General features: G+C 60.0%; 10 protein-coding genes. 6 read left to right on the forward strand and 4 right to left on the reverse strand.

Features of this window, described 5'->3' with window-relative positions:
- The first annotated feature begins 229 nt into the window (after nt 1-229).
- Both ACP7B9_RS16840 and ACP7B9_RS16845 read left to right on the forward strand, forming a co-directional pair.
- Nucleotides 230-859, forward strand: coding sequence for a TetR/AcrR family transcriptional regulator (locus tag ACP7B9_RS16840; protein WP_425865125.1), 630 nt, complete (start codon nt 230-232; stop codon nt 857-859).
- Nucleotides 856-2,508 (forward strand): MDR family MFS transporter, encoded by a 1,653-nt coding sequence (locus ACP7B9_RS16845; protein ID WP_425865126.1) that lies wholly within the window; start codon nt 856-858, stop codon nt 2,506-2,508. Before ACP7B9_RS16840 ends, ACP7B9_RS16845 begins: the two co-directional genes overlap by 4 nt.
- Nucleotides 2,509-2,634: 126 nt before the next feature.
- Here the strand turns inward: ACP7B9_RS16845 and ACP7B9_RS16850 are convergent, their stop codons facing one another.
- Both ACP7B9_RS16850 and ACP7B9_RS16855 read right to left on the reverse strand, forming a co-directional pair.
- A complete protein-coding gene (locus ACP7B9_RS16850; protein WP_425865127.1) occupies nt 2,635-3,318 on the reverse strand; it encodes an ABC transporter ATP-binding protein in 684 nt (227 codons plus the stop codon).
- Between the two features lie 3 nt (nt 3,319-3,321).
- Nucleotides 3,322-4,797, reverse strand: a complete 1,476-nt coding sequence (locus ACP7B9_RS16855) for an ABC transporter permease (protein ID WP_425865128.1) — start codon at nt 4,795-4,797, stop codon at nt 3,322-3,324.
- A gap of 160 nt (nt 4,798-4,957) precedes the next feature.
- On the opposite strand from ACP7B9_RS16855, the gene ACP7B9_RS16860 reads away from it, so the two are divergent.
- Nucleotides 4,958-6,031, forward strand: a complete 1,074-nt coding sequence (locus ACP7B9_RS16860) for a lipid II:glycine glycyltransferase FemX (protein WP_425865129.1) — start codon at nt 4,958-4,960, stop codon at nt 6,029-6,031.
- A 126-nt stretch (nt 6,032-6,157) separates the two neighbouring features.
- Nucleotides 6,158-7,585: a threonine/serine ThrE exporter family protein gene (locus ACP7B9_RS16865; RefSeq protein ID WP_425865184.1), complete on the forward strand. Its 1,428-nt coding sequence runs from the start codon at nt 6,158-6,160 to the stop codon at nt 7,583-7,585.
- A gap of 100 nt (nt 7,586-7,685) precedes the next feature.
- Here the strand turns inward: ACP7B9_RS16865 and ACP7B9_RS16870 are convergent, their stop codons facing one another.
- Both ACP7B9_RS16870 and ACP7B9_RS16875 read right to left on the reverse strand, forming a co-directional pair.
- The gene (locus ACP7B9_RS16870; RefSeq protein ID WP_425865130.1) at nt 7,686-8,549 is read right to left on the reverse strand and encodes a siderophore-interacting protein; all 864 of its coding nucleotides are present in this window, start codon (nt 8,547-8,549) and stop codon (nt 7,686-7,688) included.
- Between the two features lie 73 nt (nt 8,550-8,622).
- A complete protein-coding gene (locus ACP7B9_RS16875) occupies nt 8,623-9,381 on the reverse strand; it encodes a uracil-DNA glycosylase (protein WP_425865131.1) in 759 nt (252 codons plus the stop codon).
- A 211-nt stretch (nt 9,382-9,592) separates the two neighbouring features.
- Here ACP7B9_RS16875 and ACP7B9_RS16880 point away from each other — a divergent pair, with 211 nt between their 5' ends.
- Together ACP7B9_RS16880 and ACP7B9_RS16885 are read left to right on the forward strand one after the other, a co-directional pair.
- On the forward strand, nt 9,593-9,862 hold the full coding sequence (locus ACP7B9_RS16880) for a DUF3263 domain-containing protein (protein WP_425865185.1): 270 nt from the start codon (nt 9,593-9,595) through the stop codon (nt 9,860-9,862).
- 42 nt (nt 9,863-9,904) lie between these two features.
- Nucleotides 9,905-10,510 carry a LytR C-terminal domain-containing protein gene (locus ACP7B9_RS16885; RefSeq protein WP_425865132.1) on the forward strand — a complete coding sequence of 202 codons (606 nt, stop codon included), beginning with the start codon at nt 9,905-9,907 and terminating at the stop codon, nt 10,508-10,510.
- Nucleotides 10,511-10,640 lie beyond the last annotated feature (130 nt).

Below are 10,640 nucleotides of genomic sequence, written 5' to 3' on the forward strand. Positions count from 1 at the left end.
GAAACTCAACCGCCGGCCCCGCCCGACCCTCAACCTTGAGACGCCTGCCAACCGACTCAACCAGCTGCTGCAAACAGCAGCATAACCCCCGCGTTGCTACGACCACTTGACTTTGCCCGCGGCGCATCCGCATTAAGTGTACTTTCGGCGGTAGGGGAGTGAGCTAAAACATGCACCGATACAAACTTTGCACTTGTGCAAAGTTTGTATCAATGCATAAACTGTAGTTATGCAAAAAACAGTTGTGCCGCTCCGTGAGCGGAACCGTCTCGAGGCGTGGGCGCTGATTCATGACACTGCCTCCGGCCTGGCCCTCACGGAAGGGCCCACTAAGGTCACAGTCGAGGCCATTGCCGATGCGGCGGGGATTTCAAAGCGGACGTTCTTCAATTACTTCGCCACGAAGGAAGACGCCATCATGGGCACCCAGCCGCCAACCCTTTCGGATGAGGCGGTTGCCACGTTCCGCAGCGATGGCGACGACGATCTCTTCAGCCGGACAGTGCGGCTCATGGTTACAGTGGTCCGCTCCATGTTCCCGGAAGCATCCCAGGCCGCGCGACGCAAGGAATTGCGAGCCAAGTATCCGGAACTGGCACGCAATGTGATCGAGTACGTTTCCGCCTCTGAACGTCTCGTCGAGTCGATCCTGGTGGACCGCTACGACGAGTCTGACCCGGAATTTGCCCAGGCAGGACTGCCGGGAGGCCGTGACGGCGCCCGCGCACTGCTCATGATGGCCAGCACAGCCATGCGCTTCGCTTTTTCTCGCGATCCCGGTTCCGTTTCAGCCGGTGACACCAAAGTCGTGGATGAATCCATTGAAATTTTCCGAGAGGCAATCAAAGCAACGCTATGAGTAATCAATCCATTGTTAAAGTGCCGGTAGATGCCGGCGAAAAAAGAAGCGTCGTCTTGTTATTTGTGGGTCTGATGGTCACGATGTTGCTGGCGTCGTTGAACCAGACAGTCCTCTCTAGCGCGCTGCCAACGCTGGTAGGCGAGCTCAACGGCGTCGAACATATGGCTTGGGTTATTACGGCATTCATCCTTGCCTCCACGATCATGATGCCGGTCTACGGCAAGCTCGGTGACCTGCTGGGCCGCAAGCCGATGCTGTTGTTCGCGATCTCGATCTTCATGGTGGGTTCCGTGATTGGCGCGCTGGCGTCCGACATGACGACGCTCATCGTGGCCCGTGTCATTCAGGGGCTCGGTGGTGGTGGCCTGATGATTCTCTCGCAGGCGACCATTGCCGACGTTGTGCCTGCTCGTGAACGCGGTAAATACATGGGCATCATGGGTGGTGTTTTCGCGTTCTCCTCCGTGGCCGGACCGCTCATCGGTGGCGGGTTGACGGAGGGTCCCGGCTGGCGCTGGGCCTTCTGGATGAATGTCCCGCTGGCTATTTTGGCTATCCTTGCAACGGTTTTCCTGCTGCACGTGCCGAAGGTTGTCCACGCAACACGCCCCAAGATCGATTACCTGGGCATGATGTTGATTGCTGTCGCTACTACCGCGCTGGTTCTCGTCGGTACCTGGGGCGGCTCGCAGTACGCCTGGGGATCGCCTGAGATTATTGGCTTGGCCGCCGCTGCCGTCGTGACAGCAGTCCTGTTTGTCTTCGTGGAAAGCCGCGCCACCGAGCCGGTCATGCCGTTGTTGCTCTTCAAGAACCGCAACTTCAACCTGACCACGCTGGCCGGATTGCTGATCGGTATCGCCATGTTCGGCGCCATCGGGTACATGCCCACCTACCTGCAGATGGCCACGGGCTACTCCGCCACCCAAGCAGGCCTGCTCATGATCCCTATGATGGGTTGCATGCTGATTGTCTCGGTCATCGTTGGCCGCCGTGTTTCATCCACCGGACGATACAAGGTGGCTCCGATCGTTGGCGCCGTGATCTTGGGCCTCTCACTCGTGCTGCTGTCCACGATCCACGCAGCCTCACCGGTGTACCTCATCTGCATCTACCTAGGTGTGATGGGTATTGGCCTTGGCGCCAGCCTGCAGATTCTGACGCTGGTGGCGCAGAATTCATTCCCGCTGAAGTTCGTCGGAACGGCCACGGCCGGCCAGAACTACTTCCGCCAGGTGGGTGCCACGCTTGGTTCGGCCGTAGTGGGCTCGGTCTTCGCCGTTCGCCTCAAGGACCTCATCGCGGAGAGGATGCCGGCCGGTGCCGCCGCCGGTGGGAGCGGTTCCTTCACGCCGCACCTGGTGAATGGTCTGCCGGATGCCATCAAAAAGATTGTTGTCGAGTCCTACAACGAAGCCTTGATCCCCTTGTTCCTGTTCATGGTTCCGCTAGCCGTGCTCGCCGCGATCGTGCTGTGCTTCGTCAAGGAAGTTCCGCTGGCGACCAAGATTGAGCGGGAAGTCTCCGTGGATATCTCGGCGCCGACCCTGGCTCCCTTCGAGGCTGACATGGTGGATGGTGCCGATCTGAAGAACGACGGCGAAACCTCCGCCGCGGAATCGGCCACGTTGGCGTCCCGGCCGTAGGCAACGCTGGCTCATGTAGCCAACGCCGTTGCGCGGATGTAGTTAGCACCCGGATCTATGTCGCAGTTGTTGCACGTGAAGGCCCCTATTTGGGCAAAATCCGTGCAACAACTGCGACATAGATTTTTAAGGGGTCCTGCTGTCCTCGGTGATCTTGCCGCGGGCCAGGCGGAACTTCCTGTCCGTCTGGGCGGCTAGGGCCTGATCGTGTGTGACCACAAGGATGGTTGTCTTCTTCTCGTGGGCCAATCGGCGCAGCAGAGCGATGATCAGCTCGCCCGTTTCATCATCCAAGTTTCCCGTTGGCTCGTCGGCCAGGATTAGTTTTGGGTTGTTGGCTAGGGCCCTGGCGATGGCGACACGCTGCTGCATACCGCCGGAGAGCCTGTTGGCCTTGCGGGAGTGCATCTCCTCTGTCAGTCCTACCTGGTTCAACAGCTCGGCTGACCGTTTGCTCCGCTCCGCGTGGGATATGCCGGCAAACTCCATGGGAAGCATGACGTTTTCCTTGGCGGACAGGTTGGGGATGAGGTGATAGGCCTGAAATACGAAGCCAATGTCATCGCGCCGGTAGGCCGTGAGCTTGCTGTCGGGAAGGGTGGAAATGTTCACCCCGTCCACAACGACGTCCCCTGATGTTGCCTTGTCCAAGGCGCCAAGCAGTGAGAGCAAGGTACTCTTGCCGCTGCCGCTCTTACCGAGAATGGCCGCAAAGCTGCCTTGTTCCAGGCTGAAACTGACTCCGTTGACGGGTTTGATGGTGTGATCGCCTGTATTGAAGGTCTTGACCACATCGCTCACTGTTAGCATCGCTTACTCTCCTCGCAGAACTTCGATGGGACGTACCTTGGCTGTCAGTAATGCTGGGATGAGGGCGCCCAGCGCCGCAATGAGCAAAATGCCTGCAACCCCAAACACAAGGGTTTGCCAGCCCAAGGACGTGCTGATGGTGCCAATGAGCTGCTCGGCCCCGGCGAACGCACCGCGGGTACGCGTGAGCCCCTCGCCGCCGCCCGGAAACCCGCCGCCCGGGCCTGCTCCGCCTGGGGCCGCACCGGCGGCGCCAGCTGCGGTGCCTGTGGTGCTCGTATTTCCGGCAACCAGTGCATTGACAATGGGGTTGCTGCTTAAGGCCGCCACCACTGCACCCACCACTGAGCCCATGACCACCAGAACCAGAGCCTCGATAACGAACTGCACGCCAATGGTGCGATTGGATGCGCCGATGGCCTTCAAGACGCCAATCTCGCGACGTCGCTCACGGACCACCATGATCATGATCAGCAGAACTATGAGTCCGGCCGTCACCAGCGAAGCTATGAAGGCTATGAGCGAGATGTTCTGCACGCTGCCCAGGGAGCTGATAGCAGATTCCAAGCTGGTGGAACCAGATGTCACATCAACTCGGTCGGCACCCAGTGCAGTGGTCAGCGCTGTTTGGGTGCTGGCCACGTTCTCGATGCTATCCACCACTACTGTCAGCGTGCTGATTTGATCGGCCTGGTCAGTGAGCGTTTGAGTGGCAGCCAATGGCAGGTAGAGGGCGTTGTTATCAAACTCTGTGCCGGCGTCGAAGATACCCGTGACAGTCATGGTTCGGTCCTGAACGGTGAAGGTAGAACCGACTTTCAGGTTGTTCTTAGTGGCCAAGGTCGTTCCCACCAGGGCCTGTGTGGATGTTGCGGCAAAGTCAGAGAGCTGCGCGCCACTGGTGACATTGATAGCTTCCCCCGCGGCAGTGGCTGAGGTGGAAACGCCAGTTGCTTGAATAGGGATACTGAACGAAGGAACAGCGGAGTCCGTTGTTGACCCTGAAGTGCTGCCATTACTGTTGTTGCGTTGGCCCAATGAGCCGGCGGCGACAGCAGATTCTAGGTTGGTGGTGCCGCTAGCCCCGAAGCCGCCGCCACCGGGACCGCCCTGGCCTGTTCCGCCACCGGGGCCCTGCGCTGTGTCAGTACCTGTGGTGGCAGTAGTGGCTGCTGAGTTACTTAGCCGCACGCTCAGCGTCCCGGTCACGTTGGTCACATGCTCGACGGCGACAGCAGTGGTGAGATCCGCCGTCGTCAGGGGCTCTCCGCCACCTAAACCGCCACGTGAACCAGCTGGGTTCACTGTGAGATTGTTGCCCACCGAGGCTTTCAGCGCATCAACTTTGCTGGCAACTGCTTGATTGGCAACCAGCATGGACAGCGCTAAACCAATGGCGACAGCCAGAATGATCACCACGGCGCTGGTCCGGATTTTGTTGCGGAAGGCGTTGCCCACGCTTCGGGACACCACACTCATAAATTGCTCCCAACTAAGTGACCGCCCTTACAGCGGCCGTTCAAAAGCAATCGTCTGACAGGGTTCGGTGAGTACATTATGGTGTGGCTGTGAGTGGGCTGTGAGAATCTCACCGGTAGACTCAATACAGCGAACAACTGCCAACGTAATTGAGGGTCTCTTGCCAGAATTTACCGCCCGCTTTGCCACTGCCGCCGAGATTGACCAGTGGGACACGCTGGTCACGGCCAACCCCAATGGTGGCAATCTGCTGCAATCTGCTGCCTTCGCGGCCGTCAAGAAAAACTACGGCTGGGATACCCAATTCATAGCGTTTGAGGGCCCCGACTTCACCAGTTACAACCTGGTCCTGCAAAAGTCCTTCCCTGTTTTGGGCAAGCTCTGGTACCTCATCAAGGGGCCGGACGTGAGCGCTGTGGAGCAGATTCCGCCCATGCTCGACGCCCTCCGGACGTTTGCCAAGCGCGCGAAGCTCAACGTCTTCGCAGCCAAGATTGAACCTGACATCGTGTCCTCGGACGCCGCCCACGCTGTGCTCCTTGGCGCCGGGTTGGTCAAGGTTCCCGACTTGCAGCCGAACGACAACACGGCGCTGCTGGATATCTCACCGGAGCCCAACGAACTGCTGCGCAAACTACATTCGCGCGGCCGCAACGCCGTGCGCCGCGCAATCCGTGAAGAGGTTGAGGTGGTCCGGATGGATCCCACCGAAGCCACCATGCAAACCATGTACGAGCTCATGGTTGGCACCATCACTGCCAAGTCCACCAGCACGGCCCGTGACTTTGAGTACTACCGCCAATTCTGGACCGAGTTCACAACGCGTGGCCAGGGTCATTTCTACTTTGTCTTTGAAGACGGCGTGGCCTCTGTGGGTGCGTTTGTCATCAACTACGGTGCCAAGGCCACCTATAAAGACGGCGGCTCGCTGCAAAAGCGCAACCAGTACGGGGACTCGCATCTGGTGCAATGGGTGGCCATCAATGACATGAAGGATTTGGGGGCCCAGCAGTATGATTTCTGCGGCACACCACCCTCGGACAGGCTCAAGGATCCCACCCACCCGCACCACGGACTGGGATTGTTCAAGACGAGCTTCTCCAAGACTGTCACCGACTTTGTAGGTTGCTACGACCTGGTGCTCAGTCCCATGCGGTATAAATTGTGGTCTATGGCCGGTGAACGGGTGTTCCGCCAGCTGTACACCCGCCGCACCGGAAAGCAGTTTTACTAAGAAATCAACGGCACAGTTCCAGCGCGTTGGACGGCAGCCGATCCTGCCGTCCAACGAAGTAAGGACTCGTCCTCAGGGAGCAGAATGAGCAACAGCCCCAGCAGCCGCAACTATGACGATGTGGGCATGATCCCCATTGTGGCTGCCGGACGCCCCAACAAGGCGGCGCGCAGTGTGCTGCGCAAACTTGTCCAGGGTGAGACGCCTCCCACGGCGCCCATGAACATCGTGGATCGGCTTGCGGGCAGTCCTTACGCCAACTTCACCATTCAGGTGGGAACAGCCGAGGAATCAGCGCGCAAGACAATCGACTTTGCCCTGCGCTTGGCCGAGACCATGTTCCGGTATGGCGCCGGTGCCCTAGAAGTTGAGACCAGCATCATTGCCGTCACGGCGGCGCTTGGGCTGCGCAATATCGAGGTCGACATCACCAACCAGTCGGTCATCATCAACTACGCGCCACGGGACGCCGTGCCCATCACGCTCCTGCGTGTTGTGCGGTCTTGGACCAACAACTACGCAGGCCTTGTGGAGATCCACGAACTCGTGACCGACATTGCCAGCGGAGGTGTCACCCGCGACGAAGCGGCCCGACGACTCGATGTCATCGTCAAAAAACCTAAGCCGTTCCCCCGCTGGATGGTGTCCTTGGCCGAGGCGGTGTTTGCCGCTGCCGTTGTTGGTGTCATCGGCGGAACACTTCTTGGCATGATGGTCGCGGGGCTGACCATCCTGCTGGCCGGACAAGTTGCCCGGGTCATGGGTCGGTGGCGTGTGCCGGACTTCTTCGTCACAGCCGTCAGTTCCTTCATTGTCACCATCGTGGCCGTGCTGTGTTTCATGGCGCACGTGGGGCTGAGTCCATCGGTTGTAGTGGCCGGTGGTATCTTGCTGATGTTGCCTTCAGGGCGACTCGTCTCGGCTGTGCAGGATGCAATCAACGGATTCCCGGTCACGGCCTCGGGCCGATTCCTCTCCGCCTTCCTTAGTTTTGGCGCCATAGTTGCGGGCATTTCCGTTGCACTTATCACCGGTTCATTGTTTGGTGCTGACCGGCTCAATGTCGCAGAGACGATCTCCGGGGCCCGCCCGCTGTACGTGGTGCTAATCCTCGTTCTCATTTCCACTGTGGCCATTTGCATCGCCGAGCAGACGTCCATTAAATTGCTGCTGCCTACCGCGGCCGTTGCCTTGACCGGTTACCTAGTCTTTTACTACGGCATGGAATTTGGTCTTGGTGGACGATTTGCCCCCGCCTTTGCCGCCGTAGTGGTGGGCATACTCGCCAGGGTGGTTGCGCTGCGGCTGGGCGCCCCTCAACTGGTGGTAGCCGTCCCCTCCGTCATCTTCTTGCTCGTGGGGCTTTCCATCTTCCGGGCCATGTTCGTCATGACTCTTACGCCCGAAGACTCGGTCACGGGAGCCGTTGGCATCTTCAACGCGCTCGTCGTCATCCTTGCTGTGGCCGCCGGTGTGGTGCTCGGCGACAACATCGCCAGACCCTTCACCCGCAGCGGTGGCCCAAACGTCAAGCGCCGCAACCGTCGTCGTTAGCGAAACACGGTATCCAAAGCACAGTTATGGCGACTAAAACCGAGTTTTAGTCGCCATAACTGTGGTTTGGAATCGGTGGGGCCAAGGACTTGGCCACGAGTTACAGGATTTTGCCGATCGGTTCTTTCTTCTCGGCCTGGAAGTTGTCCTCCGTGCGGCCGTAGGCCCAGTAACCGGAGAGAGAGACCTGTGTGCGGTCGAGACCGCGTTGCTTGATCAGCAGATCGCGCAGGGATTTCATGTATTCGCGTTCGCCGTGGACGAAGGCGTGGACAGTTCCTTCGAGCCAGGGCCCGTTGGCAACGGCATCCAGGAGGGCGGTAGACCTGTCAGGGGTGGTGCCGTTGCGGAACACCCAGGTGAGCTCGACGCCGTCGGGCTTCACCAGCGGCTGGATGTCCGCCGCCGTCTCAACCTCGATGTAGGCATTGCCGCGGGCCTCCGACGGGAGAGCCTCGAGGCCTGCTGCAATGGCCGGGAGCGCGGCCTCGTCTCCTGCAAAGAGGTGCCAATCGGCGTCGGCGCTGGGCTTGTAGGCGCCACCGGGGTTGGTGAAGATGATGCGATCGCCCGGCTCCGCGGCGGCGGCCCACGGACCAGCCAAGCCGGTGTCGCCGTGCAGCACGAAGTCGATGGCCAGTTCCTGGGCGACCAGGTCGACCCAGCGGAGGGTGTAGGTGCGGGTGACGCTCCAGTGTTCGGCAGGCATGGTGTCCCGAATCGCGAAGATGTCGACTGGTTCGGCATACTCAACGCCCGGCCGCAGGAAATGAATCTTCACATACATGTCGGTGGCGTCCTTGGCCTCGAACTTCGCCATGTCTGGACCGCCAACAATGATGCGCACCATGTGTGAGCTCAGCTGTTCCTTGCGGAGAACCTGCAGGGTGAGCTGAACACGGGGCCGCTGGGCGCGCGGAGCCCTCGTTGTTGCTTGAACGGGGGCGGTGTCAGCGGGTGTCAAAAAAACTCCTCGTGCGGGCGTTGCCCGGCCTTCGGGCGCGTCACTTGCGCCTAGTTAGGTTGTCCTAAGGAGTCTAGTTCATGGGTAAGGCCCAGTCGATCGGGGCCGCCCCTTGCTTGACAAGGAGTTCATTGACGCGGCTGAACGGTTTGGATCCGAAGAAGCCACGCGACGCCGAAAGCGGGCTGGGATGCGCGGACTCGATCACAGCCGTCCCCTCCAACATGGGGGTCAGGCGCTGGGCGTCCTTGCCCCACAAAACACTGACAAGGGGCTTGTTTCTGGCGACCAACGCTGCAATGACGGCATCCGTAACTTCTTCCCACCCACGACGGCGGTGCGAGCCTGCCTCGCCCGGCGCTACCGTGAGTACCCGGTTCAGTAAGAGAACGCCCTGGCTTGCCCATGTGCCGAGGTCGCCATGCGGGGCCGGAGCAATGCCGAGATCTGTGGTGAGTTCCTTGTAGATGTTGTTCAAGCTGCGGGGGAGTGGTCGGGTTTTCTTATCGACCGAAAACGCCAGACCAACCGAGTGGCCGGGGGTGGGGTATGGATCCTGGCCCACGATCAAAACCTTGACCTGAGACATGGGTGTGCCCAAGGCTCGCAGCACTTGGGTGGGGTGGGGCAGGAAGCGAGTTCCGGCGTCGTACTCGGTGGCCAACATAGCGCCAAGGCGCTGCAGGGTTTTTTCCTCTGGCGCCAGCGCCTCCGCCCAATCGGGGGCCATCAGGGTCAAAGGGGCTGTGCGCAATGTGGCTAGGGCTTGCAGCTGAGGTTCGCCCCACGGAGCAGGCGCAGGTAGGTCAAAGAGGCTAGGTTCACTGTCCATACTGTCCATTGTGGGCCATGTTCTGCTGGTGCTTCATTCCTCCACAGGAGGGGCTGCCGGACCGTCTATCCACACATACTCAAATGACATTGATGTGATTCGCCCTTATTATGGAAAGAGCAGGCCATGGATCGTGGCCGCACAAGCATGGAACACAGAATTCAAGGAAGGGTGCGTTGTGACCGAAGCAGTCCAGCCCGGGCAGGATCCCGTGGACGGCGCCGCAGCCCCCTCCGCCGGACTCAGTGAACGTGACGAGCAAATGCTTGACCTGGAACGGCAGTGGTGGAAGTACGCCGGTGCCAAGGAACAGGCCATCAGGGACATGTTTGATCTTTCCGCAACACACTATTATCAGGTGCTGAATGCGTTGATCGACACGGATGCTGCATTGGCCCACGATCCCATGCTCGTCAAGCGGTTGCGTAGACTACGTACGTCACGCCAACAAGCCCGTTCGGCCCGCCGGCTGGGCAATTGACGCGCCCAACACCTAACGCACCCACAAGGACAGCACTGCACAATGAGTAAATACGCGCGGGATGAATTTGACGCCGTTGAGGAAAATTCGGCACGACATGGCGTCCACCGAGCTTCGATTGAACCGCAAAGGCGCTCATTGATGCCGCTGATGATCGTTGGTGTGGCCGCCCTTTGCGTTGGCCTGCTGGCCTTCTTCATCATGCCAAAGGTGCTCGACAACGACACCCCGATGGCCGCGGAGACGACGGCTACAGCCTCTGCCTCCGCCAGTGTTTCCGCCGAGGCGACTCCGTCCGCTGAGGTCACTGCGACCGAGGCGCCAACCACCGCGCCGGTGGAAACGCCCACCCCCACACCCACTCCTGATTCGGTGGTTGACAAGACCACGGCCGTGGCCATTTTCAATGCCGTGGGTACCTCTGGTCTTGCCGGACAGTACTCGGCGCTCGTTATGAACGACGGCTGGAGCGTTTCGCAGTCCGCCAACTGGGCAGGTCAGCCGCAGGCGACGTCGGTTATTTACTACAACGGCATTGAGCAGAAGGCCAACGCCGAAGCGCTGAGCGCCTTGCTGAACATTCCCAGCGTGATTGACACCGCTGAGCTGGGCCTCCCGCTGGCAGTGGTCCTCGGGCCGGGAGCATAAAGAAGACTTTCACGTCTGATCGCACCAAGTACGACGTCGGGGGGGGGCCCGGTGGGGAAAAGGTGCCCCCCCCCGGCGGGACTGGGGTTTTTGGTGGGGGGGGCGTAGGGGGGGGTGCCTGCGCCGGGTT

Source organism: Arthrobacter sp. TWP1-1 (genome assembly GCF_049897845.1).
Lineage (GTDB): Bacteria > Actinomycetota > Actinomycetes > Actinomycetales > Micrococcaceae > Specibacter.

Bases quoted from the DNA above. Each gene is read 5' to 3' on its own strand.
- ACP7B9_RS16850 (WP_425865127.1), bottom strand. From the start codon at position 3,318: ATGCTAACAGTGAGCGATGTGGTCAAGACCTTCAATACAGGCGATCAC.
- ACP7B9_RS16885 (WP_425865132.1), top strand. From the start codon at position 9,905: ATGAGTAAATACGCGCGGGATGAATTTGACGCCGTTGAGGAAAATTCG.
- ACP7B9_RS16875 (WP_425865131.1), bottom strand. From the start codon at position 9,381: ATGGACAGTGAACCTAGCCTCTTTGACCTACCTGCGCCTGCTCCGTGG.
- ACP7B9_RS16840 (WP_425865125.1), top strand. From the start codon at position 230: ATGCAAAAAACAGTTGTGCCGCTCCGTGAGCGGAACCGTCTCGAGGCG.
- ACP7B9_RS16845 (WP_425865126.1), top strand. From the start codon at position 856: ATGAGTAATCAATCCATTGTTAAAGTGCCGGTAGATGCCGGCGAAAAA.
- ACP7B9_RS16855 (WP_425865128.1), bottom strand. From the start codon at position 4,797: ATGAGTGTGGTGTCCCGAAGCGTGGGCAACGCCTTCCGCAACAAAATC.
- ACP7B9_RS16865 (WP_425865184.1), top strand. From the start codon at position 6,158: ATGATCCCCATTGTGGCTGCCGGACGCCCCAACAAGGCGGCGCGCAGT.